Below are 23,212 nucleotides of genomic sequence, written 5' to 3' on the forward strand. Positions count from 1 at the left end.
GTGCGACGCTCCGAGCGCCGGGCGGATCCGGCTGCCCCGTCGACACGAAGGCACAGGGGCTCCGGGGCCGTCCGTGCGGTCACGTCGGCCGCCGCTGTTCACCTCGCTCGGACGGGTGAAATCCGGCCGGGCGGGGCAACCCTTCCCACCTCGGCTTCCGGAGGTGAAATCACATAACGATCACTGCGGAAGCGCCCACACGGTCAGCCATTTGGCGGTAAGAAGTGCTGTTGGACCAGGACCCGGCCGCTTGCCGGGCACGGCAGCATGGGCGGCTCCGCCCCGCCCGCACCGACCGAAGTCCGTACCGTCAGTCCCGGTACCCCGCCGGGCCTCCGCAGTCACCCCGCCACAGGGAGCGCCACAGGTGAGCCAGCCGGAAATGCAGCCCGAGGAGAGTCCTTGGGGCAAGGAGGTCGCCGATGACGACCAGCCCGCCCCCGGCTCCGGCGGGAGGATCCACACCCGCCGCCGCACCGACCTGAGCGCGCGTCAATTCCCGCTGGGTGACTGGGGAGAGCCCGCCGAACGCCTCGAAGAGCTCTACCGCTGGTCGGAGGAGCGCGCCGTCGAGGCGATCGAGTGGTACCGCCGCGACCGGGTCTGGAAGCGCCGCTGGGCCCGCCTGCTCCGCTTCACCGCCGGCGTGTTCGCCGTCGGCGGCGTCACCGCCCCGATCGTCTCCCTCACCGGCCTCCTCCCGCACGCCCTGGAATGGGGCTACGCCGGACTCGCCCTCGCCGCCGCGTCGCTGCTCGCCGACCGCGCCTTCGGGCTCACCTCCGGCTGGATGCGGGACGTCTCCACCTCGCAGGCGCTCCAACGCCGCCTGGAGGCCTTCCAGTTCGACTGGGCGTCGGAGTGCGTCCGGGAGGTCCTCGGCCCCACCGAGGGCACCGCCGGCGAGGCCGCCGAGCGCTGCCTCGGCGTGCTGCGGCGCTTCTGCGAGGACGTCTCCGACCTGGTCCGCACCGAGACCTCCGAGTGGATGCTCGAGTTCCGCGCCGGCATGAGCCGGCTCCCGACCCAGGCCCCGGGCATCTGGGGCGGCCGCACCGAGGGCGGCGCCGGCGCCCAGGTCCGCGTCCTCCCCCCGCCGGGCACCCGGCCCACCATGCCCCGCCAGCGCCCCCCGGAGGGCCCGCTGCGTTGAGAGGGCAGCAACCCGGGGGCGCGTGGGGGTACCTCCACGCGCCCCCGGGTTCGCCCGCCCGCTCCCGCTAGGCGAAGACGATCATCGAGCCCTGGGTGACGCTGCGGGTCGCCGCCGAGTAGAGGCCGGCCCAGGCGTGGCGTTCCCGCGCGAAGGGGTGCTGGAAGTCGTCGATCGGGGGTCCGAAGGGCTGTTCCAGCGGCGTGGGGCCGAGCGGGCGGGTGGGGGCCGGCGGGTTGAGCGGGTCGATGCCCAACAGCGGTGCCACTGCCTGGAGTTCGCGGAGCAGGCCCTGCGAGGAGCCCAGTGGGCCGCCCGCCGCGAGGAGTTCGTCGGCGACCAGCGGCACCGCGAAGTCGACCGGCACGTACGCCCCGGCGTGGTCGAAGTGCCAGACCAGGTGCGACTGTTCGGCGGTGGCCTCGAACATCTCCAGGAGCTGTTCGTAGTCGCTGCCGAGCGCGTCCACCGGCGTCACCTCGAAGCCGGTGAGGCCCAGCAGGTAGGCGCGGCGCAGGAAGTGGAGCGAGTCGTAGTCGAACGCGGCTATCGTCTCGACGTCCCCGGAGAAGCCGGGAACGTAGGGGTTGACCGGGACGGGCGGCAGCCCGTACTGGGCGAGCACCCCGTTGTAGCGGTCGAGGTCGTCCCGGAACGGGTTCTCGGGGCTGTGGGCGAGCACGTCCACGAGCGGGACGAGCCAGAGGTCGCAGGCCATGGGCCGGCTCATCCTCTCGGGTGGGCGGGGCAACGGGCCCCAACCCTACCGGCCCGCGGCGGGCTCCCCGCGCCCCGGCCGGAACGACCGGGTGAAGCGTCCGGGCGGTACGAACCTGGGCAGCGGCACCCGCCCCAACCCGACGGCCACGGGCTGCTGTTCGGTCGGGGCCTGCTCGGCAGCCCGGGCCGACGGGGCGTCAGGTTCCGCCTGGTCCTCGCGCAGCAGCCGCAGGATGGAGAGCCCGTCGAGCGAACGGCCGAGCAGTCCGGCGAGGAGTTCGACGGTGAACAGGTTGTAGTGGTTGACGACCCGTCGGGCGCCGTCGTGGTCGCGGGCCTCGATCCGGTCGACGAGGTCGCCGTGCCGGTCCCAGCAGGTGCCGGCCAGGTCGCCGGCGGCCCGCAGGTGCGGGGCGGCGAACATCCAGGACTGGACGCGCAGCCAGCCGAGGTAGTCGGCGATCCGCTCGTTGCACAGGATGGCCGCGGCCTCCTGCCAGAACCGCAGGTCGCAGCCGACCAGCACGTCGAGGTGGCCGGCCCGGGCGGCGCGGGTGGCGGCGTCGCCGCGGCGGCGCAGCGAGCCGGTCCGGGACCAGTCGTAGGGGTGGGCGCGGTTTCCGAGGTGCCGCAGGGCGTTGTCGGTGAGCAGGGCGCGGGCCTCGAAGATCTCCAGGAAGTCGTCCCAGGTGAACTCCGGGACGGTGAAGCCGCGGTGGGGTTCGCTGACCAGCAGGCCCTGGGCGGCGAGGTCGACCAGGGCCTCCCGGGCGGGGGTGGCGGAGACGCCGTAGATCTCGGCGATCTCCTTGACGGTGAAGTTGCGGCCGGCGGGCAGCCGGCCGGCCATCATCTCGTCGCGCAGGGCGTCGGAGATCTGCTCGCGGAGGCTGTTGCGGCGGATCAGGGCGCGTCCGCTCCCGGCTCCCGCAGCGTTCATCGCCGCCCCCTCTCCGGGTCGTGCCGACGTCGGCCGGACCCAGCTCCCAAAACGCGCACAGACTACCCCGGAATGGTCAATCCGGACCAAGGTACGGCGAGGTCGGCGGAATGTCAGCGCTGGACCGGCGCCGGGATGCCCAGCAGGCGGTCCCGGTGGACCGGGAACTCGGCGCGGCACTTGGCGACCTCGGCGGGGTCGAACTCGGCGGTGAGCACCTGCTCGTCCGGCCCGGCCTCGGCGAGCACCCGCCCCCACGGGTCGACGACCAGGCTGCGGCCGGCCTGTTCCACCCCGCCGTGGGTGCCGGCCGTATTGCAGGCCAGCACGAACGCCTGCTCCTCGACGGCGCGGGCGCGGGCCAGCAGGTTCCAGTGCTCGGCCCGCCGGGCCGGCCAGGCGGCCGGGACCACCAGCAGTTCGGCGTCGGCGTCCAGCAGGGCCCGGAACAGCTCCGGGAAGCGCAGGTCGTAGCAGGTGGCCAGGCCGAGGGTGGCGAAGCCGGCGGCCGCGGTGACGATCTCCTGGCCGGCGCCCATCACGACGGCCTCGCCGGTGTCGAAGCCGAAGCGGTGGATCTTCCGGTAGGTGCGGACGAGTTCGCCGTCGGGGGCGAACAGCAGCGAGGTGTTGTAGATCGGCCCGTCGGGATCGCGTTCGACGATCGAGCCGGCGTGCAGCCAGCAGCCGACCGCGCGGGCGGCGGCGGACATCGTCTCGGCGGTGGGCCCGTCGAGCGGTTCGGCGCCGTCGGACCAGGCGTCGTAGGCGAAGCCGCCGACCGGCCACAGCTCCGGCAGCACCACCAGGTCGGCGCCGTCCTGGGCGCGGACCAGCGCCGCGGCCCTGGCCCGCCGCTCGGCGGCCGGCTCGGAGTCCGAGACCGCGAGTTGGATCAATGAAGCGCGCACAGTACCACCGTCCACGACAAGAGTCCTACGATCGTCACCCGAAAGCGCTGCCCTGCTCTCACCCGGCAGCGTAACGTGCCGTATGCGCGTCCGTGCGGAGGTCTTGGCAGCTCGGGCGACGTGGGACGCAAGCTGACGGAGGGCCGGAGATACCCGTGACGGACAACCAGACCGTGCAGGCGTACACCGATGCGTGGACGCAGTCGATCGAGTCCATATCCGAGCTGCTCGCCCCGTTGCCGACCGACGCGTGGAACCGGGCCACCGAGTGCCCGGGCTGGTCGGTGCGCGACGTGGTGTCGCACATCATCGGCGTCGAGTCGGAGCTGCTGGGCGACCCCCGGCCGATCCACGCGCTGCCACGCGACCTGCGGCACGTCACCAACGAGTTCACCCGGTACATGGAACTGCCGGTGGACAAGCGCCGCTGCCACACCCCGATCGAGCTGACCAGCGAGCTGGAGTACACGATCATCCGGCGCTCCCGGGCGCTGCGCAACGCCCGGTACGGGCCGACGGACCCGGTGCGCTGGCCGGCCGGCCCGCTGTCCCGGGAGGTCCCGTACGCGACGCTGCTGCTGCTGCGGGTCTTCGACGTCTGGGTGCACGAGCAGGACCTGCGGCGGGCGCTGCAGGAGCCGGGCAACCTGGACTCGCCGGCCGCGGTGGTGACCAGGGACTGGCTGATCAGGTCGCTGCCGAAGCAGGTCGCCAAGGAGGCGGGTGCGCCGATCGGCAGCACCGTGGAGTTCGACGTGTCCGGCGCGCTGCCGTTCCGGCGCACCGTCCGGGTCGGCGCGGACGGCAGCGGCAGCTTGGCCGAGGAGCCGTCGGCGGACCCGGACGTGAAGCTGTCGATGGACTGGCAGACCTTCGTCCGGCTGTGCTGCGGCCGGGTCCACCCGGAGACCGCGCTGGTGAACGTGGTCGGCGACCAGGAGCTCGGCCTCCGGGTGCTGGCCCACCTGTCGAGCACCCCCTGACGCCTCAGCCGCGGCCGGCCGCGGCCACCTTCCGCCGCAGCCGGAGGATCATCGCCGTCCCGAGCAGCAGCGGCAGCAGCTGGAAGCAGAACGCCACCTGGTAGGCGTGCGCGCCGTAGCTGTCGCTGCCCGGGTCGGCCAGCGCGTCCAGCAGGACGCCGATGCCGAGCAGGGTGATCATCGCGCCGATGAACCCGCCCATGTTGGCGATGCCGGACGCGGTGCCCATCCGCTCGGCCGGGTTGTGGGCGCGGGCGTAGTCCAGGCCGATCAGCGAGGCCGGGCCGTTGCTGCCCATCACCAGCACCAGCACCACCAGCAGCCACAGCGGCGGACGGCCGTGGGGCCAGGCCAGGGTGACGGTCCAGCAGAGCGCGGTGGCGGCGAGCACGGTGAAGGTGACCGGCAGCCGCAGCGCGGCCGACCGGGAGATCAGCCGGCCGAACAGCAGGCCGAACGCCATGCTGCTGAGCACCAGCAGGCTGAGCAGCCCGCCCGCGCCGGCCCGGGACATGCCCTGGCCCTCGACCAGGTAGGGCAGTCCCCACAGCAGTCCGAACGCGGACGCCGGGAACGCGGTGGTGAAGTGCACCCACATGCCGAGCCGGGTCCCGGGCTCGGACCAGGCGGCGCGGATCTGCCTCCCCACCGGCAGCCGGCCGCCCTGCGGCGGCACCGCAACGGCCGCGGGCGCGCCGGGCGGGGCCTCCCGCAGCAGTGCCAGCACGGCGACGAAGACCAGCACGCCGGTGGCCGCGATGGTGCCGAAGGTGGCGCTCCAGCCGGCCGTGTGCAGGGCCTGCGCGAGGACCACGGTGGTGACCAGGTTGCCGCCGGTGCCGACCAGGCCGGTGAGCTGGGCGACGAACGGGTTGCGGGCGGCGGGGAACCAGCGGGCGGCGATCCGCAGCACGCTGATGAAGGTCATCGCGTCGCCGCAGCCGAGCACGGCGCGGGACGCCAGCGCGGGCGCGAACGCGGTGGAGAACGCGAACGCCAGCTGCCCGGCGCTCATCAGGGCCACGCCCAGCAGCAGCACCCGGCGGGGGCCGATCCGGTCGACCAGCAGCCCGACCGGGATCTGCATCCCGGCGTACACCAGGACCTGCAGGATGGAGAAGGTGGACAGGGCGGACGCGCCGATGCCGAACCGGTCGGCGGCGTCCAGGCCGGCCACCCCGAGGCTGGTGCGGTGCACCACGGCGAGGACGTAGACGCTGACGCCGACCGCCCAGGCGAACCAGGCGGCCCGCCCGCCGGGCGGGTGCGGGGCGGCGGGCCGGAGCTCGGCGGTTCGGAGCTCGGCGGCGGCGCGGGGAGCGGGTACGGACAGGGACGGTGCTGCGGGGGCTGGGTCCACGCTCATAGTGGAACCAGGCTAGTCATCCCATGACCTGATCTTTCCGCCAGGGTGCCGGGCCGCCTCAGCCGCTGATCGTCCAGCTCGCCGTCCGGGTCATGTACTGGGCCCGGAAGGCCTCGTCGCGCACCCAGTCGGTGGTGTCCTGGACGGTCGCGGTCACGGTGTGCCGGCGGCCGGGCGCCAGCGCCAGCGCGGCGGTGTCCAGCCAGGTGCCGTCGGCGGTGGCGGCCTCCACCGGCCGCCCGTCCACCGTCCAGTCGATCCGCAGCTGGCGCGGGCCGGTCAGGGCCAGCGGGCGCACGTGCAGCTTGGGCCGGCCCGCCACCTGCCCGGGGGCCGGCTCGGGGTCGTCCGCGGGCCGCACCTGGCGGTACAGCTGCTCGACGATCGCCTCCCGGGACGGCAGGTTGTACGTCCCGCCGAGGGTCCGCATCACCGAGTCCTCGGTCGGCCGGTACAGCCCGTTGGCGCTGCGGTACGCGCCCACCGGGCCGCCGCCGTCCGGCGAGACGGCGCCCAGCCAGCGCCACCACTTGACCTTGTCCCGCGCCATCTCCTCGGCGTCCACCGAGGACAGGTTCGGGTAGTCCGGGTCGCCGGGGGCGCTGTCGTACTCGTCGCCGAGCGCGCCGACGGTGTGGCCGATCTCGTGCTGGATGATCCGCCCGGCGTCCGGGCTGCCGCCGGCCAGCGTGGTCACCCCGGTGCCGCCGGCCCCGCCGTACTCGGTCGAGTTGGCCAGCGCGATCAGGTACTGCGGGCCCTCGCCCTGCCCGGCCCAGCGGGCGGTGGCGGCCTCGTCCGCGCACAGCAGGCGGGCGGTGCCCTCGCACCAGAAGTGCATGCCCAGCGGGGTGGCCACCGAACGGCCGGCGCTCTCGCTCTCGGCGATCCCCGGCACCGGAGAGACCACGTCCACCCGCCGTATGTTGAACAGCCCCTGGTAGGTGCGGAACGGCTCGATCTCCAGCAGCGCGTGCCAGGCCCGGTCCGCCTGCTCCCGGAACAGCTGCTGCTGGTCGGCGGTGTAGCCGTCGCCCAGCAGCACCAGGGTGATCCGGTTGGCCGGGTCGCCGGTCATCCGCAGGTCGACGGCGGGCGCGCCGGGAGCCCGCAGGTCGGGCCGGGCGGCGGGCGGCACGGCCCGGTCCGGCCCCGGCAGCGGCGGCCCTATCGCCGTGGAGGGCGAGGGCGAGGCCAGCTCCACCACGGCGGGGAGCACGGCGGCGGCGGCCAGCAGCAGGGCGGCCGCGGAGCGCATCACGGGGCCGGGAGCACCAGGCGGCATACGCGGGGTCCTCGCTGCGACGGCACCCGGCCTGGCTGCGCGGGTGGCTGGTCGCACAGACGTACCCATCGCGGCCCCGGGAGCGGTCGGGCCGGCGCGAAACTCCCTCGGGCGGCGCAATGCGCGGCGCGCCCGCCGAAACCGTCGACAATCACCGGCGGAGACCGATCGGAGCGCCCAATTCCGAATGACCGCAATGCAGTTGGAACGGCGAACGGGCCGCCGCCGGGCGGGATACCCTGCCGCTCGTGAATCACCAGGGGGGAAAGGCGGCTGACATGGAGAACGGGCCGGAGACGGACCCGCGCACGGCATTCGGACAGGCCCTGCGGACACTGCGGCAGGGGGCCCGGCTGACCCAGCAGGAACTGGCCCGGAAGGCGGGCCTCGGCATCCGCACACTGTCCGACCTGGAACGCGGCACGGCCGGCCCGCGCCCGGCCACCGCCGCGCTGCTGGCCGGCGCGCTCGGCCTGGACCGGCCCGGCACCGAGGGCTTCCACGCCCTGGCCCACGCCGCCTGGCGGACCGCCCGGGGCTGACCGCCGGAGGAACGCGCCGGGCCCCGCTCCGCAGACGGAGCGGGGCCCGGCGGCCGGGGCGGATCAGCCCCAGGTGATCAGGCGCTTCGGGTACTCCAGGATCGCGGCGACGTCCGCCAGAACCTTGGAGCCGAGCTCGCCGTCGACCAGCCGGTGGTCGAAGGACAGCGCCAGCGTGGTGACCTGACGCGGCACCACCTTGCCCTTGTGCACCCAGGGCAGCTCCCGCACCGCGCCGAAGGCCAGGATGGCGGCCTCGCCGGGGTTGAGGATCGGGGTGCCGGTGTCCACGCCGAACACGCCGACGTTGGTGATGGTGACGCTGCCGCCGGACATGTCCGCCGGGGAGGTCTTGCCCTGCCGCGCGGTCTCCACCAGCTCACCGAGCGAGACGGCCAGCTGGGAGAGCGTCTTGGAGCCGGCGTCCTTGATGTTCGGGACGATCAGCCCGCGCGGGGTGGCCGCGGCGATGCCGAGGTTCACCGCGCCCCTGATCACGATCTCCTGGGCGGCCTCGTCCCAGCTGGCGTTGATCTCAGGGTGGCGCTTGACCGCGGTGAGCAGCGCCTTGGCGACCAGCAGCAGCGGGCTGACCCGCACCCCGGCGCCCAGTTCGCCGCTCTCCTTGAGCTTGCGCACCAGCTTCATCGTCCGGGTCACGTCGACCTGGACGAACTCGGTGACGTGCGGCGCGGTGAACGCCGAGGCCACCATCGCCTGCGCGGTGGCCTTCCGGACGCCCTTGACCGGCACCCGGACGTCCCCGGCGGCGGTCGGCACCGGCAGCACGGGCTGCTCGGCCACCGGTGCGGCGGCCTGCGGGGCGACCGGCGCGGCGGCCGGCTCGACGACGGCCTCGGCGGCGGTGGCCGCCGCGGCGTGCACGTCCTCGCGGGTGATCACGCCGTTCGGGCCGGTCGGCAGCACGGTGCGCAGGTCGATGCCGAGGTCCTTGGCGAGCTTGCGCACCGGCGGCTTGGCCAGCGGGCGCTCCCCCTCCGCAACGACGGCCCGGGCGACGGGGGCCGCCGGGGCCACCGGCGCGGCGGGCGCCACCGGAGCCGCCGGGGCGACCGCGGGCGCCGTGCCGTTGGTGCGGCGGGCCCGGCGCTGCACCGAGCCGGTGCGCGGGCCGTAGCCGACCAGCACCTCGCGGCGCTCCGGCTCGGTCTCCGCCGCGGCGGGCGCGGCCGCCGGAGCGGCGGCCGGGGCCGGGGCGGCCTCGGCCGGCGCGGCGCCCTCGACGGCCACCGCGATGATCGCGGTGCCCACGTCGACGGTGGTGCCCGCCGGGAAGTGCAGCGCCTCGACCACGCCGGTGAACGGGATCGGCAGCTCGACCGCGGCCTTGGCGGTCTCCACCTCGCAGACGACCTGCCCGTCGGTGACGGTGTCGCCCGGCTTGACGTACCAGGTGAGGATCTCGGCCTCGGTGAGTCCCTCGCCCACGTCGGGCATCTTGAACTCGCGGAGCGTTCCGTTGGTCATGTTCGTCCCCGCTCAGTACGCGAGCGCGCGGTCGACGGCGTCGAGCACACGGTCGAGGTCGGGCAGGTAGGTCTCCTCGACCCGCGACGGCGGGTACGGGGCGTGGTAGCCGCCGACCCGCAGGATCGGCGCCTCCAGGTGGTAGAAGCAGCGCTCGGTGAGCCGGGCGGCGAGCTCCGCGCCCAGGCCGAGGAAGACCGGGGCCTCGTGCACCACGATGCCGCGGCCGGTGCGCTTGACGGACTCCTCCAGGGTGGTGAAGTCGATCGGCGACAGCGAGCGCAGGTCGACCACCTCCAGCCGGCGGCCGTCCTCCTCGGCGGCCTTGGCGGCCTCCTGGCAGACCTTCACCATCGGCCCGTAGGCGATCAGCGTGGCGTCGGTGCCGGGCCGGACGATGCGCGCCGAGTGCAGCGGCAGCATCGGGTCCTCGCCGACCTCGCCCTTGTCCCAGTAGCGGCGCTTGGGCTCCAGGAAGATCACCGGGTCGTCCGACTCGATGGACTGGCGCAGCATCCAGTGCGCGTCGTGCGCGTTGGACGGGCTGACCACCCGCAGGCCGGCGGTGTGCGCGAAGTACGCCTCGTGCGACTCGCTGTGGTGCTCCACCGCGCCGATGCCGCCGCCGAACGGGATGCGGACGGTGATCGGCATCTTGACGTGGCCGAGCGCACGGGCGTGCATCTTGGCGAGCTGGGAGACGATCTGGTCGAAGGCCGGGTACACGAAGCCGTCGAACTGGATCTCCACCACCGGGCGGTAGCCGCGCAGCGCGAGGCCGATCGCGGTGCCCACGATGCCGGACTCGGCGAGCGGGGTGTCGATGACCCGGTCGTCGCCGAAGTCCTTCTGCAGGCCGTCGGTGATCCGGAAGACGCCGCCGAGCTTGCCGATGTCCTCGCCCATCAGGACGGTCTTCGGGTCGTTCTCCAGCGACTTGCGCAGCGCTTCGTTGAGCGCCTTGGCGATGCTGAGCTGGCCGGCCATCAGTGCTGCTCCCCCTCGAAGGAGGCGGCGTACGCCTCGTACTCGGCGCGTTCCTCGTCCACCAGCGGGTGCGGCTCGGTGTAGACGTGGTCGAAGATCAGGGTCGGGTCGGGGTCGGGCATCGACCGGACGCCCTCGCGGACGCGCAGGCCCAGCTTCTCGCTCTCGGCCTCGACCTCGGCGAAGAACGCCTCGTCGGCGAGGCCCTCCTTCTCCAGGTGGGCCTTCAGCCGCAGGATCGGGTCCTTGGCCTTCCAGGCCTCGGTCTCCTCGGTCTGCCGGTAGCGGGTCGGGTCGTCGGAGGTGGTGTGCGCGCCCATCCGGTAGGTGAACGCCTCGACCAGCACCGGGCCCTGGCCGGTGCGGGCGTGGTCCAGCGCCCAGCGGGTGACCGCGAGGCAGGCCAGCACGTCGTTGCCGTCGACCCGGACTCCGGGGAAGCCGAAGCCGGAGGCGCGGCGGTACAGCGGGATGCGGGTCTGCACGGTGGTGGGCTCGGAGATCGCCCACTGGTTGTTCTGGCAGAAGAACACCACCGGCGAGTTGTAGACCGAGGCAAAGGTGAAGGCCTCGTTGACGTCGCCCTGGCTGGAGGCGCCGTCGCCGAAGTAGGCGATCACCGCGTCGTCCGCGCCGTCCTTGGTGATGCCCATCGCGTAACCGGTGGCGTGCAGGGTCTGCGCGCCGATCACGATGGTGTAGAGGTGGAAGTTCTTCTCGTTCGGGTCCCAGCCGCCGTTGTTCACGCCGCGGAACATGCCGAGCAGGTTCAGCGGGTCGACGTCGCGGCACCAGGCGACGCCGTGCTCGCGGTAGGTGGGGAAGGCGTAGTCGCCGGGGCGCATCGCCCGGCCGGAGCCGACCTGGGCGGCTTCCTGGCCCAGCAGCGAGGCCCACAGGCCGAGTTCGCCCTGACGCTGGAGCGACGTGGCCTCCGCGTCGAAGCGGCGGACCAGCACCAGGTCGCGGTAGAGCGAGCGCAGCTCCTCGGGCGTCACGGTGAGCGGGAAGTCCGGGTGCTCGACCCGGTCGCCCTCCGGGGTGAGCAGCTGTACGAGCTCCGGCGCGGCGGAGCCGGCGCTGGTTTTGTCAGGGACGCCGGGGGCGGCCTTCTTGCGCGCCCTCGTCGTGCTTTTGACGGTCACGTTCACTCCTCGGTCTGTCCGGCCGCCCGGGGTCGCCGGTGGCCGGTCCGGTCGCTTCCCGGCTCGCGCGCGTGGGTGTGCGCGCCAGTCGCGGCAGGCGGTGTTCCTTTCCGACGGCGTCCCTCACGAGAACGTTACCCAGCGACACCCCTTGGCGCTCTTGCGCTAGGACGTCCTAGTTGTTCTCCGGTGGGGAAACCGACGATGTGACGCGGCTTACCTTCCCGTCAGGACACCAGCGCACGGTATCCGGGCGCGGCCCGCTGCGAAAGGGGGTAACGCCCATCGATTTGTGCGAGGCTTTGCAAATGACAGATAACGGACATATCCGGGTGTTTCTCCTCGATGATCACGAAGTGGTCCGTCGGGGCGTGCACGACCTGCTCTCGATGGAGGGCGACATCGAGGTGGTCGGCGAGGCCGGGACGGCCGCCGAGGCGCTGACCCGGATCCCCGCGGTCCACCCGGACGTGGCGGTGCTGGACGTCCGGCTCCCCGACGGGAACGGGGTCGAGGTGTGCCGGGAGATCCGCTCCCACCACCCGTCGGTGAAATGCCTGATGCTCACCTCCTTCTCGGACGACGAGGCGCTGTTCGACTCGATCATGGCGGGAGCCTCCGGATATGTCCTGAAAGCGATCCGCGGCACCGACCTGCTCTCCGCGGTGCGCGACGTCGCGGCCGGTAAATCCCTGCTCGACCCGGTCGCCACCGGTCGGGTGCTCGCACGGCTGCGCGACGGGGGCGAGAAGGAGGACGAGCGGATCGCGCAGTTGACGAAACAGGAGCGCCGCATCCTCGATCTGATCGGCGAGGGGATGACGAATCGGCAGATCGGCAATGAGCTGCACCTGGCCGAAAAAACCGTAAAAAACTACGTCAGCAGCCTGTTGGCGAAGATGGGAATGGAGCGCCGGACCCAGGTCGCCGCGTACGTGGCACGCCGTCAGGCCGACCAACAGCACTGAGATCACCTCGGGCACGCTCTGTCAAGTCACCATCACGCCGAGTAATACGCTCTGCTCCGTGACGGACGGTCAGACCATCTCCCTCGCGCCGGCCCGCCCGGACGCCACCGCTCCCCCCGTAGGCACCCTCAGCCCCCCGGTCGCGCACGCCGCCGTGGCCGGGGTGCTGCGCGGGTACCGCACCGCACCGCCCGAGGAGGTGGTGCCGGTCGCCGAAGGGCTGCTCAACCGCGGCTACCGGATCGCCGCGGCGGACGGCGCCAGGTACTTCCTGAAGTGCTACGTCGACCCGGCCACCGCCAACCGGCCGGCGATCCTGCGGCAGCACCGCGCCACCGCCGCGCTGGCCGCCCTCGGCCTGCCGGTGCCGCCGCCGATCGCCGACCGGGACGGCCGGACCGTCACCGCGTACGGCGGCCGGCTGTTCGCGCTGTACCCGTGGGTGCCCGGCAGCCACCGGCACGGCACCGAGCTCGACCCCGCCCGGTGCGGCGAACTCGGCGCCCTGCTGGGGTCACTGCACGGCGCACTCCGCGAGGTGTGCGCCCCGCTGCGGCAGCCGGACGGGGTGCTCAGCGCCGACGTCGGGGAGACCGAGCGGATCGTCGCCGACCTCCGCGACCGGGCCCGCACGCACCGCCCCTACGGGCCGTTCGACCGGCTCGCCGAGCAGCGCCTGGCCGAGCGGCTGGAACTGCTCGCCGCACACCGCCACCGCCGCCCCGGCCCGGCCGACGCCCCGCCCACCGGCTGGACCCACGGGGACTTCCACGGCCTGAACGTGCTCCACCGGGGCGACGCCGTCAGCGCCGTCCTGGACTGGGACAAACTCGCGCCGCACCCGGTCGCCGAGGAGGCCGTGCGGGCCGCCACGCTGCTGTTCAACGACCGCACCAGCGGCGTCCTGGACCTGGTCCGGGTCCGGCACTGGGCGCGGGCCTACCGGGCCACCGGCGCCGCGAGCGCGGAGCAGGTCGCCGCCGCCGTGCACCGAGTGTGGTGGGAGCGGCTGAACGACCTGTGGATGCTCCAGTGGCACTACCAGCGCCACGACCACCGGGCCGACCCGCTGTTCCCGGCCTCCGCCGGGCAGCTCGCCTGGTGGTGCCAGGACTACGAGCAGGTCATGGACGCGTTCGCCAACTGACCTGCCCGCAGCCCCCGGAGGTCAGTGGCCGACCGGCGGCACCACCGCGTCGCCGCTGGGCGTCGGCTTGGTCGGCCCGCCGCTGGCGTTGTCCGACGGCGTGGGCTTCGTCGGGCTCTTCTCGCCGGTCGGGCTCGCCGGGGCGGACGGCTTCGCCGAGCGCGAGGCGCTGGGCGAGGCGGACGCCGACGGGCTGGCCGAGGCGGACGCACTGGGCGACGGCGTCCAGTTCGGGGTGTCCTGCTGGTGGTTGGGGCTCTGGCTGCGCGACGGCGCGGCGCTGGTGGGCCGCTCCTCCGGCGGGTCGGCGGCCGGGCTGCCGGTGCTGTGGACCGGCGCCTTCGGCTGCGGGTCCTTGGCCTCGTGGTCCCGGTTGGCCGTCAGCGCCAGCGCCACGCCGACCGTGGCGGCCAGCACCAGCGCGACCGCGCCCAGCACCCAGCCCCAGGGGTTGCGGCGCGGCCGCTCCTCCGGGTCCTCGCCGTCCCCGCCGACGGCCGGGTAGGGGCGGGCCGGCGTCTGGTGGCCCGCGGCCATCGGGTACGGCAGGGCCTCGGTCCGGCCGGTGCCGTCGTCGACCGCGCCCAGCGGCTCGGTCAGCGCGGTGGAGCCGCTCGCCGGGCCGCCCTCCCAGCCGCCGGCCGCACCGGGAACCGGGCCCGCGACCGCGGCCGGGTAACCCGCGCCGTGCATCTGCCGCAGCGCGTGCTGCACGTGGGCGCGGAACTCGTCGGCGCTCTGGAACCGGTCGTCCGGGTTCTTCTCCAGCGCCCGCAGCACCAGCGCGTCCAGCTGCGGCGGCACCCGGTCGTTCACCCGGGACGGCGGCAGCGGCGCGTCCTGCACGTGCTGGTACACCACGGCGAGCGGGGTCTCGCCGACGAACGGCGGCCGCAGGGTGAGCAGTTCGTACAGCATGCAGCCGGCCGCGTACAGGTCGGAGCGGTGGTCGACGGACTTGCCGAGGGCCTGCTCCGGGGACAGGTACTGCGGGGTGCCCATCACCATGCCGGTCTGCGTCATGGTGGTGGCCGCGCCGGTCAGCGCCCGGGCGATGCCGAAGTCCATCACCTTGACCGCGCCGCCGTTGGTGATGATGACGTTGGCGGGCTTGATGTCCCGGTGCACGATGCCGTGCTGGTGGCTGTAGGCCAGCGCCTCCAGCACCCCGGCGGTGATGATCAGCGCCTGGTCGACCGGCGGCGCCTCCTCGTCCACCAGCAGCTCGCGCACCGTCCGGCCCTCGACCAGCTCCATGACGATGTACGGGGTGGACTCCGCGCCGTGCTGCTCCTCGCCGGTGTCGTAGACCGCGACGATCGAGTGGTGGTTGAGCGCCGCGACCGAGTGCGCCTCGCGGGTGAAGCGCAGCCGGGCGGTGTCGTCCTCCGCGAGTTCGGAGCGCAGCAGCTTGACCGCCACGGTGCGGCCCAGCCGGATGTCCTGGGCGGCGAACACCTCGGCCATGCCGCCGCGGCCCAGCCGGCCGGTCAGCCGGTACCGGCCGTCGCCGATGGTGGGGAAGGGAAGCGCGCTGCCCCGCCCGGGAGTTGCCGCCCCGACCGGGAGCACCTCGGTGGGTCCGGTGACCTCGGGGGCCCGGCCGTCGTCCTCGTTCCGGCCGTGCTGCGCGGGTACGTCCCGCTGGTCCGCCCCGCCGTCGTCCGGTCGTTCGCTCTGACCCATCGCTCCTCGCCCCGGGCATTCGCTCGGCGCGCGTTCGCCCTGTCGGTTCCGTCGTCAGAACGCTACCGTCTCGCGCCCTCGGACGTGGCACGGGACGGCGCGCGTGGGGCTCACAGCGAGCTCTGCGAGCCTGCCCCGTGGCCGAGTTCGAGTACGGACTGCAGCACCGGGGCACCGTAGGACGAGGACGAGTCCGTGGTCGAGCCGACCGCCGCGATCGCCACGATGATGATCGCAAGAATGATCACACCGGCGATCACGCCGAACACGATCAGCGCGGTGGAGCAGCCGTTCCCGCTGCTGGCCGGCGGCGGCGAGTACGCCATCGTCGGCGGCCCCGGCATCGGCGGGTGCGGCTGCTGCGGGAACGGCGGCGGCGTGCTCTGCGGGAAGCCCTGCTGCTGGAACTGCGGCTGCGGGAACGGCTGCGGGGTCTGCGGCGCCTGCGGGAACGGCGGCGGCGTCTGCGCGTACGGCGGCGGGGTCTGCGGCCCCGGGGCCGGCGGGTACGGCTGCTGCTGCACCTGCGGCGGCGGAGTGCCCAGGGTGCCGCTCACCGGCGGGAAGTTGGTCAGCGACGGCGCGGCGTGCACCGAGCGCGGCCCCTCGCCGATCACCAGCGGGGTGGACGCCTGCAGCGGCGTGTTGCCCTGCTCCCCCGCCGCGACCCGCTCGACCTCCTCGCGCATCGCCTCCGCGGTCGGGAACCGGTGCGCCGGATCCTTGCGCAGCGCCTGCGCCACCAGCGCGTCCACCGCGGGGGTGACCGCCGGGTTCAGCGTGGACGGCGCCGGCGGGGTCTCCTGCACGTGCTTGTACGCGATCGAGAACGCCGAGTCGCCGTCGAACGGCAGCTGTCCGCTGAGCAGTTCGAAGAGCATGCAGCCCACCGAGTACAGGTCGGACCGGGCGTCGACGCTCTTGCCGAGCGCCTGCTCCGGCGACAGGTACTGCGGGGTGCCGACCACCATGCCGGTCTGCGTCATCGAGGTCACCCCGGACTGCAGGGCCCGCGCGATGCCGAAGTCCATCACCTTGACGACGCCCTTGGTGGACACCATCACGTTGGCCGGCTTGATGTCGCGGTGCACCAGCCCCTGGTCGTGCGAGGCCTCCAGCGCCGACAGCACCGCGGCGGTGATCTTCAGCGCCTGCTCGGTCGGCATCGCGCCGCGGGTGGTCACCTGCTCGTCCAGCACGTCCTTCAGCGAACGGCCCTCGACGAACTCCATGACGATGTACGGCGTCGCCGTCCCGTCCGGCCCGACGTCCTCGCCGGAGTCGAACACCGAGACGATGTTGGTGTGCTGGAGCCGGGCCACCGCCTGCGCCTCGCGCCGGAACCGCTCCTTGAACGAGGCCTCCCGGCCCAGCTCGGTGTGCAGCGTCTTCACCGCGACCTGACGGTCCAGCACCGTGTCGTAGGCCAGGTGGACGGACGCCATGCCGCCCTGCCCCAGCAACCGCTGCAGCACGTACCGGCCGTGGCCCAGCGAGTGGCCCTCGGTGGTGCCCTCAGTCATGGTCCCAGCTCCCCCTCGGCGCGCGGTACTTCCGGACAGGGGTCAGGGTAGCGGTTCGGGGCCGCGCCGCAGCGCGGCCCCCGCGGCACCGTCCGGGGAGCGCCCGGGCCGGACTACAGGTACGGACCGGAGCGCAGGCCGCGGCCCGGGGCCGGCTCCTCCGCGTCGCCCTCCAGGCCGTGCAGGCCCGGCGGCAGCGCCCGCCGCATCTGCTCCAACTGCGCCCGTGCCGCCATCTGCTGCGCGAACAGCGCGGTCTGGATGCCGTGGAACAGGCCCTCCAGCCAGCCCACCAACTGCGCCTGCGCGATCCGCAGTTCGGCCTCGGTCGGGATGACGTCCTCGGCGAACGGCAGCGACAGCCGCTCCAGCTCCTCGACCAGCTCGGGCGCCAGGCCCAGCTCCAACTCCTTGATCGAGCTGGCGTGGATCTCCTTCAACCGGGCCCGGCTGGCCTCGTCCAGAGGCGCCGCCCGCACTTCCTCCAGCAGCTGCTTGATCATGCTGCCGATCCGCATCACCTTGGCCGGCTGCTCGACCATCTCGGTCACCGGCAGCTCGCGCGGCTCGTCGCCCTCGTCCCCGCCGCGGCCGATCCCGCCGGCCGGGGCGGTGCCCACCGCCATCCCGTCCGGGCCGACGATCAGCACCTTCGGGCTGTCCTCGGGCTTCCCGCTCGACGCCTGTGACGCGTGGAAAGGCTCCTGCTGCGACCGCTCGTTCATCGGGTTGGTCATAGCTCCTTCATATGCTTCGTCCACCGCGGAGGTCAACGAACCTGGTGTCCGGATCGTCCCGCCGCGCGGCTACCCGCATCCTGCCGTCTCACCGCCGGCGGAGCTTCATTCCGACCAGGCCGAGGCCCAGTCCGATCATGCCCAGTCCGACGCCCAGCGGCAGCTGCAGCGCGGCCGGGTCGTCCAGGTGCAGCGGCCCCGCCGGCAGCACCGGGCCGGCCGCCGGCGCGCCCGCCGCCACGGCCGATCCGTCCGGGCCCGGCGCGGGCTCGGCCGCGTCCTGGTCGCTCCCGGCCTCCGGCACCGCCGGCTCCGGCACCGTCTGCTGCCCGCCGTGGCGGCCACCCGTGCCCTCCGCCGGCGTGGCCGGGGCCGGGGCGGGGACGGGCGGCGCCACCGGCTGCTGGTGGTGCGGGTGCGCGGGCCGGACCGGTGCCGGACTCGACGACGGACCGCCGCTCGGGGACGCCGACGCCTCGGCGGACGGCGACGGCCCCGCGCTGGCGACGGCGCCCGCGGAGGGCGCGGACGACGCGGCGGGCGAGGCGGACGGCGAAGGGGCGGGCGAGGGCGTGCCGGACGGCGAGGGCCGGCCGACCGGGGAGGCGCTCGGAGCGGCGGACGCCCCGGCCGCGCTCGGCGGTGCGGGCACCGGGACGGCCACGGGGACGGTCGGAACGGTCACGGGGGCGGTCGGGGTGGCCCGGGCGGTCGCGGATATCGCACCGTCGGTCGGCAGCGCCGCCTCGGCGCCGGTGAGCAGTTCCGCGGCCTGCTCGCGCGCCGCGTCGAGTTCCTCCTGCGCCTGCTGCCGGGCGGCTTCCAGCTGTGCCTGGGCCTGCTGGCGGGCCCAGGACGCCGGATCGACGGCGAAGACGGGGGCGGTCAGCAGCAGCGGCAGGGCCACGCCGGCCAGCGCGGCCCGGCGGAGCAGCGCGGACGGGCGGGCGGAGGCGGTACGGCGCGAGGCCGGGGGCACGGGGCGGCGGCGAGCGTCCATGGAAAGCAGGTCCTCCCGACGGCCGTCCGCACCGGGGTGCGGACGGAGGCGGAACAGCTTGCGACCAGCCTCACATATACGGACACTCCGGGCATTTCCGCCGCCCGGTGCCCTCCGCCTCAGACCTCCAGGACGACCTTCCCGACCTGGGCGCCGGCCTCGACCACCCGGTGCGCCTCGGCGGCGTCCGCCAGCGGCAGCACCCGGTCGACCACCGGCCGGACCACCCCGGCCTCGACCAGCGGCCACACGTGCTCGCGCACCGCGGCGACGATCGCGGCCTTCTCCGCGAGCGGCCGCCCGCGAAGGTTGGTGGCGACCACGGCGGCGCGCTTGGCGAGCAGCGTGGCCAGGTTCAGCTCCGCCTTGGTGCCGCCCTGCATGCCGATCACCACCAGTCGGCCGTTGACCGCGAGGGCGTCCACGTTCCGCTGCAGGTACTTGGCGCCGACGATGTCGAGGATCACGTCCGCCCCGCCGAGCGCGGACACCTCGGCGACGAAGTCCTGCTGCCGGTAGTCGATCAGCACGTCCGCTCCGAGCTCGGCGCACCGGGCGAGCTTCTCCGGGCTGCCCGCGGTCACCACGACCCGGGCGCCGACCGCCTTCGCCAGCTGGATCGCCATGGTCCCGATGCCGCTCGCCCCGCCGTGCAGCAGCACCGTCTCCCCGGGGCGCAGGTGCGCGACCTGGAAGACGTTCGACCACACCGTGCACGCCACCTCGGGCAGCGCGGCCGCCTGGACCGGCGTCAGCCCCTTCGGCACCGGCAGCAGCTGCCCCGCCGGAACGGCGACCCGCTGGGCGTAGCCGCCGCCCGCGAGCAGCGCGCACACCTCGTCGCCGACCGCCCAGCCCGCCACGCCCGGGCCGAGCGCGGCGATCCGGCCCGCGCACTCCAGGCCGGGGTAGGGCGAACTGCCGGGCGGCGGATCGTAGAAGCCCTGACGCTGCAGCAGATCGGCGCGGTTGACCGCGGTGGCGGCGACCTCGACCAGCACTTCGCCGGCCGCCGGGACGGGATCGGGAACCTCGGCCCAGACCAGCCGCTCGGGGCCGCCGGGCTCGGGAATCGTGATGGCTCGCATGGCCGCCACGCTACGCCCCCGGCCACCGGACACCCGCTCCCCCCGCCGTCAACGGGCAGTCCGTCAAAGCCTGCTGCCCCCGCTGGACAGGGTGGCGACACTCCGGCCCCGGGGTCGGACGGCAGCGGGTCGACCCCCCATCCTTGTGCCTGTGCCGAACTCGAACCCGCCCGACGACACGGGTGCCCGGCCGTCCCGTCTGACGCTCAGTCGCTTCCGGGACTCCGGCACCGAAGACTCCGACCCCGCCCGCCGGATCGCGCTGCCCGCCCGGCGGACCCGCCCGCCGATGCGTCAGGTCGCCCGCCGGCTGCTGCTCGCCCTCGGCGTGCTGGTGGCGACCACGCTGCTCGTGTACGCGGACAGTGCGGGCTACCACGACAACGCGGATTCCTCGGTCAGCTTCCTCGACTCGGCGTACTACGCCACCGTCACCCTCTCCACCACCGGGTACGGCGACATCACGCCGGTGAGCGACAGCGCCCGGCTGGTGAACATCTTCGTGATCACGCCGCTGCGCGTGGTCTTCCTGATCATCCTGGTCGGCACGACTCTCGAAGTGCTCACCGAACGCACCCGCCTGCAGTGGCGGATCGAACGCTGGAGGCACACCGTGCGGGACCACACCGTCGTCATCGGCTACGGCACCAAGGGCCGCAGCGCCGTCGACACGCTGCTCGGCCAGGGCGTCCCGAAGGACTCCATCGTGGTCGTCGACCCGCAGACGCGGGCCATCGACCAGGCCACCCACGACGGCCTGGTCGGCGTGCTCGGCGACGCCACCCGCACCGCGACCCTGATGCGCGCCGAACTGCCGCGCGCCGCCCAGGTGGTGGTCGCCCCCGAACGCGACGACACCGCCGCCCTGATCACCCTGACGGCCCGCCAGCTCAACCGCGGCGCCACCGTGGTCGCCGCCGTCCGCGAGGACGAGAACGCCCCGCTGCTGCGCCAGAGCGGCGCCGACGTGGTCGTCACCTCCTCCAGCTCGGCCGGCCGGCTGCTCGGCATGTCGATGCTCAGCCCCAACGCGGGCGCCGTGATGGAGGACCTGCTCACCTACGGCAACGGCCTGGACGTCACCGAACGCCCCGTCACCAAGGCCGAGGCCGGACTGAACCCGCGCGAGCTGCCCGACCTGGTGGTGGCCGTGGTGCGGGGCCGCCGGGTGCTCAACTACACCGAGCCGGAGGCGGCGGTGCTGCAGCTCACCGACCGGCTGATCGTCATCAAGCCGGCCACACCGGTCGCCCACTGACGGACGGCCCCGGCGCGCTGTTCCACGTGGAACATCCGCCCGGCGGTCAGGGCAGCGGCAGCACCTCGGCGTGCTCCCCCGCCGCCAGACCGCCGGGCGGCACCACGGCCAGCGCCTCCGCGCGGGCCAGGCCGCGCAGCATCGCCGGGCCGTCGTGCGGCAGCGGGGCGAGCCCGGCGGCGGTCCGCCGCACCGGGTGGAGCCGGGTGTCCACCGGATGCCCCGGCAGGGCGGCGGCCAGCACCTCGGCCGCCCCGGCGACGGCGGCGGCCCGCCCGGACAGTGCGTGCAGCAGCGGCAGGGCGAGCGTGACGACGCCCGCGACGGCCGCCAGCGGATTGCCCGGCAGGCCCACCAGGTGCCGGCCGCCCGGCAACGCGGCCAGCAGCATCGGGTGCCCGGGCCGCACCGCCACCCCGTCCACCGCCGGGTGACCGCCGGTGGCCTCCAGGGCGGCGTGCAGGTGGTCCACCGGCCCGGCGGCGGTGCCACCGGTGGTGAGCACCAGGTCCGCGGGGGACCGCCGGATCGCGTCCCGCAGCAGCCCGAAGTCGTCCCGGACGTGGCGGCTGCCGATCGGTTCAGCCCCGGCGGCGGCCAGCCACGGCGGCAGCAGCGGGCCCAGCGCGTCCCGCACCAGTCCCGGCCCGGGCAGCCCCGAGGTCAGCAACTCGTCGCCCAGCAGCAGCAGTTCGACGGTCGGCCGGCGGTGCACCGCCAAGAGGTCGTGCCCTGCCGCGGCCGCCAGACCGAGCACCGCAGGCGTCACCGGCAGGCCGGCGGGCAGCAACTCCTCGCCCCGCCCGCACTCCTGGCCGCGCGGCCTGACGTCCTGCCCGGGGCCGGCCTCGCCGTGCAACTGGGCCGCGCCGTCCGGCCGTCCGGTCACCCGGCCGTGCTCGCGGCGGAGCACCCCGGTGGCCCCCGGCGGCAGTTGGGCCCCGGTGGCGATCTCCACCGCCGCGCCGTCCGCCAGCGGCGCGCCCTGCTGGCCCGCCAGCACCCGGCCGGACAGCCGCCACGGCCCCGGACCGGCCACCGCCCAGCCGTCCATCGCCGAGGTGTCGAAGGCGGGCAGGTCGGTGAGCGCGACCAGCGGCTCCGCGAGGGTCCGGCCCGCGGCGGCCGCCAGCGGCACCCGCTCCACCGGCAGCGGTCCGGCCGCCGCCCGCGCGGTCCGCCGGGCCAACGGCCACGGACAGCCGCGCAGCGTGGCCGCGCCGGAGGTCAACCGCACCTCGCCGGAGCGGTCCGCCGTTCCCATGCCCGCCCCGCCGCTCACTGCCCGGCCGCGCCGTCCGCCTCGGCGGCCCAGCGCTCCGCCAGCGCGGTCGCCTTCGCGGCCGCCTCGGCCACCGCCGCCGCCCCGCCCCCGTTCGCGGCCGCCGCGTACCCGACCAGGAAGGCCGTCAGGGGCGCCGCCGGGCGCTCCACCCCGTGGGCCACCACCCGGGTCATGTCCAGCAGCCCCCGGACGTCCACCGCCAGGTCCAGCCCCAGTTCGGCGCCGGCCGCGGCCATCCACTCGTCCAATGTGCGCTCCATGACGCCCATGCTGCCCGATCCCGGCCGCCCCGGACCGCTTCCGCGGTGAGCGCCGCGCATCGATTCCCTCACCGCGCCCCGCCACCCCCGGTGAGGTGCAGGCCGGCCCGCCGCGCGCCCTCAGTGCTCCCCCGCCGCCCGCTGCCGGGCCGCCGCCAGCTCCTCCGGGGTGTCGCAGTCGAAGGACGCGCCCGCCGGGTCCGGCACCCGGACCAACCGGAGGCCCGCGGTGAGGGCCCGCAGGGGACGGCCGGCCGGGGCGGGGAGGGCGGCGAGCGCGGTGCGCAGCGCGGCGGTGCGGTAGGCGGCGGCCAGTGGCTGGTCGCGGCCGTCGGCGTCCACCAGCAGGGCCCCGTCCGCGTCGCCGACCTGTGCCAGCAGCCGGGCCACCGTCGCGGCGTCCAGGAACGGCAGGTCGGCGGCCAGCAGCAGCACCAGCGGCGCCGACACCTCGGGCAGCGCGGCGGCCACCGCCGCCAGCGGGCCGCCGCCGGGCGGGTCCTCGCGCAGCCAGTGGACGCCGGGGTGCCCGGTGGGTCGTCGCGGGCCGACCACCAGGATCCGGCGGGCGTCCGTGCAGGCCGTCAGCACCCGGTCCAGCAGGGACCTCCCGCCGACCGCCAGGGCGGGCTTGTCGGCCCCGCCGAGCCGCCGGCCCGCGCCGCCGGCGGCCACCACCGCGTCGAAGTGCGTCATCCGCGCAGTATCACCGCTCGCGGGCGCGCTCCGCCCCCCGCGGC

The 23,212-nt window shown here is 74.7% G+C and carries 20 protein-coding genes and 1 pseudogene; 6 read left to right on the forward strand and 15 right to left on the reverse strand.

Annotation, left to right across the window (positions count from 1 at the left end; all coding sequences use genetic code 11):
• Nucleotides 1-367 precede the first annotated feature (367 nt).
• Entirely contained in the window at nucleotides 368-1,153 is a 786-nt protein-coding gene (locus tag ACFV1L_RS23810; RefSeq protein ID WP_380368925.1) for an SLATT domain-containing protein, read from the forward strand.
• Between the two features lie 67 nt (nucleotides 1,154-1,220).
• On the opposite strand, the gene ACFV1L_RS23815 is transcribed toward ACFV1L_RS23810, so the two are convergent.
• The 3 genes from ACFV1L_RS23815 to ACFV1L_RS23825 form a co-directional block, all read right to left on the reverse strand.
• Nucleotides 1,221-1,871: a hypothetical protein gene (locus tag ACFV1L_RS23815; protein WP_380368928.1), complete on the reverse strand. Its 651-nt coding sequence runs from the start codon at nucleotides 1,869-1,871 to the stop codon at nucleotides 1,221-1,223.
• Nucleotides 1,872-1,916: 45 nt separating this feature from the next.
• A complete protein-coding gene (locus tag ACFV1L_RS23820) occupies nucleotides 1,917-2,813 on the reverse strand; it encodes a GntR family transcriptional regulator (protein WP_380368931.1) in 897 nt (298 codons plus the stop codon).
• A 113-nt stretch (nucleotides 2,814-2,926) separates the two neighbouring features.
• Nucleotides 2,927-3,724: a carbon-nitrogen family hydrolase gene (locus tag ACFV1L_RS23825; RefSeq protein ID WP_380368932.1), complete on the reverse strand. Its 798-nt coding sequence runs from the start codon at nucleotides 3,722-3,724 to the stop codon at nucleotides 2,927-2,929.
• A gap of 155 nt (nucleotides 3,725-3,879) precedes the next feature.
• Here ACFV1L_RS23825 and ACFV1L_RS23830 point away from each other — a divergent pair, with 155 nt between their 5' ends.
• The gene (locus tag ACFV1L_RS23830; RefSeq protein WP_380368935.1) at nucleotides 3,880-4,707 is read left to right on the forward strand and encodes a maleylpyruvate isomerase family mycothiol-dependent enzyme; all 828 of its coding nucleotides are present in this window, start codon (nucleotides 3,880-3,882) and stop codon (nucleotides 4,705-4,707) included.
• 4 nt (nucleotides 4,708-4,711) lie between these two features.
• On the opposite strand, the gene ACFV1L_RS23835 is transcribed toward ACFV1L_RS23830, so the two are convergent.
• Both ACFV1L_RS23835 and ACFV1L_RS23840 read right to left on the reverse strand, forming a co-directional pair.
• A complete protein-coding gene (locus ACFV1L_RS23835; RefSeq protein ID WP_380368937.1) occupies nucleotides 4,712-6,073 on the reverse strand; it encodes an MFS transporter in 1,362 nt (453 codons plus the stop codon).
• A gap of 58 nt (nucleotides 6,074-6,131) precedes the next feature.
• On the reverse strand, nucleotides 6,132-7,358 hold the full coding sequence (locus tag ACFV1L_RS23840) for a M64 family metallopeptidase (RefSeq protein WP_380368940.1): 1,227 nt from the start codon (nucleotides 7,356-7,358) through the stop codon (nucleotides 6,132-6,134).
• A 278-nt stretch (nucleotides 7,359-7,636) separates the two neighbouring features.
• Between ACFV1L_RS23840 and ACFV1L_RS23845 the strand changes: the two genes are divergently transcribed.
• Nucleotides 7,637-7,900, forward strand: a complete 264-nt coding sequence (locus ACFV1L_RS23845) for a helix-turn-helix domain-containing protein (protein WP_380368943.1) — start codon at nucleotides 7,637-7,639, stop codon at nucleotides 7,898-7,900.
• A gap of 63 nt (nucleotides 7,901-7,963) precedes the next feature.
• Here ACFV1L_RS23845 and ACFV1L_RS23850 read toward each other — a convergent pair whose 3' ends face one another.
• From ACFV1L_RS23850 to pdhA, 3 genes are read right to left on the reverse strand one after another with little or no spacing between them, the layout of a single operon-like run.
• Nucleotides 7,964-9,388 (reverse strand): dihydrolipoamide acetyltransferase family protein, encoded by a 1,425-nt coding sequence (locus tag ACFV1L_RS23850; RefSeq protein WP_380368946.1) that lies wholly within the window; start codon nucleotides 9,386-9,388, stop codon nucleotides 7,964-7,966.
• A 12-nt stretch (nucleotides 9,389-9,400) separates the two neighbouring features.
• A complete protein-coding gene (locus ACFV1L_RS23855) occupies nucleotides 9,401-10,375 on the reverse strand; it encodes an alpha-ketoacid dehydrogenase subunit beta (protein WP_380368948.1) in 975 nt (324 codons plus the stop codon).
• Nucleotides 10,375-11,520 carry a pyruvate dehydrogenase (acetyl-transferring) E1 component subunit alpha gene (pdhA, locus tag ACFV1L_RS23860; RefSeq protein ID WP_380368950.1) on the reverse strand — a complete coding sequence of 382 codons (1,146 nt, stop codon included), beginning with the start codon at nucleotides 11,518-11,520 and terminating at the stop codon, nucleotides 10,375-10,377. Before pdhA ends, ACFV1L_RS23855 begins: the two co-directional genes overlap by 1 nt.
• Before the next feature lie 308 nt (nucleotides 11,521-11,828).
• Between pdhA and ACFV1L_RS23865 the strand changes: the two genes are divergently transcribed.
• Together ACFV1L_RS23865 and ACFV1L_RS23870 are read left to right on the forward strand one after the other, a co-directional pair.
• Nucleotides 11,829-12,488: a response regulator gene (locus ACFV1L_RS23865; protein WP_380369034.1), complete on the forward strand. Its 660-nt coding sequence runs from the start codon at nucleotides 11,829-11,831 to the stop codon at nucleotides 12,486-12,488.
• Between the two features lie 58 nt (nucleotides 12,489-12,546).
• Nucleotides 12,547-13,635, forward strand: a complete 1,089-nt coding sequence (locus ACFV1L_RS23870) for a phosphotransferase enzyme family protein (RefSeq protein ID WP_380368953.1) — start codon at nucleotides 12,547-12,549, stop codon at nucleotides 13,633-13,635.
• A gap of 21 nt (nucleotides 13,636-13,656) precedes the next feature.
• On the opposite strand, the gene ACFV1L_RS23875 is transcribed toward ACFV1L_RS23870, so the two are convergent.
• The 5 genes from ACFV1L_RS23875 to ACFV1L_RS23895 form a co-directional block, all read right to left on the reverse strand.
• Nucleotides 13,657-15,321 carry a protein kinase gene (locus ACFV1L_RS23875; RefSeq protein ID WP_380368956.1) on the reverse strand — a complete coding sequence of 555 codons (1,665 nt, stop codon included), beginning with the start codon at nucleotides 15,319-15,321 and terminating at the stop codon, nucleotides 13,657-13,659.
• A gap of 110 nt (nucleotides 15,322-15,431) precedes the next feature.
• The gene (locus ACFV1L_RS23880) at nucleotides 15,432-16,844 is read right to left on the reverse strand and encodes a protein kinase (protein WP_380368958.1); all 1,413 of its coding nucleotides are present in this window, start codon (nucleotides 16,842-16,844) and stop codon (nucleotides 15,432-15,434) included.
• A gap of 113 nt (nucleotides 16,845-16,957) precedes the next feature.
• Nucleotides 16,958-17,581 carry a bacterial proteasome activator family protein gene (locus ACFV1L_RS23885; protein WP_380368961.1) on the reverse strand — a complete coding sequence of 208 codons (624 nt, stop codon included), beginning with the start codon at nucleotides 17,579-17,581 and terminating at the stop codon, nucleotides 16,958-16,960.
• A gap of 88 nt (nucleotides 17,582-17,669) precedes the next feature.
• Nucleotides 17,670-18,581 carry a hypothetical protein gene (locus ACFV1L_RS23890; protein ID WP_380368964.1) on the reverse strand — a complete coding sequence of 304 codons (912 nt, stop codon included), beginning with the start codon at nucleotides 18,579-18,581 and terminating at the stop codon, nucleotides 17,670-17,672.
• Between the two features lie 119 nt (nucleotides 18,582-18,700).
• Nucleotides 18,701-19,669, reverse strand: a complete 969-nt coding sequence (locus tag ACFV1L_RS23895) for an NAD(P)H-quinone oxidoreductase (protein ID WP_380368966.1) — start codon at nucleotides 19,667-19,669, stop codon at nucleotides 18,701-18,703.
• Nucleotides 19,670-19,820: 151 nt separating this feature from the next.
• On the opposite strand from ACFV1L_RS23895, the gene ACFV1L_RS23900 reads away from it, so the two are divergent.
• Nucleotides 19,821-20,927, forward strand: coding sequence for a potassium channel family protein (locus ACFV1L_RS23900; RefSeq protein WP_380368969.1), 1,107 nt, complete (start codon nucleotides 19,821-19,823; stop codon nucleotides 20,925-20,927).
• A 46-nt stretch (nucleotides 20,928-20,973) separates the two neighbouring features.
• Here the strand turns inward: ACFV1L_RS23900 and ACFV1L_RS23905 are convergent, their stop codons facing one another.
• Nucleotides 20,974-22,191: a molybdopterin molybdotransferase MoeA gene (locus tag ACFV1L_RS23905; RefSeq protein WP_380368971.1), complete on the reverse strand. Its 1,218-nt coding sequence runs from the start codon at nucleotides 22,189-22,191 to the stop codon at nucleotides 20,974-20,976.
• 14 nt (nucleotides 22,192-22,205) lie between these two features.
• Nucleotides 22,206-23,165, reverse strand: a pseudogene (locus tag ACFV1L_RS23910) (NTP transferase domain-containing protein); the annotation flags it as partial.
• Nucleotides 23,166-23,212: the final 47 nt, after the last annotated feature.

Source organism: Kitasatospora sp. NPDC059646 (assembly GCF_042734615.1).
Lineage (GTDB): Bacteria > Actinomycetota > Actinomycetes > Streptomycetales > Streptomycetaceae > Kitasatospora.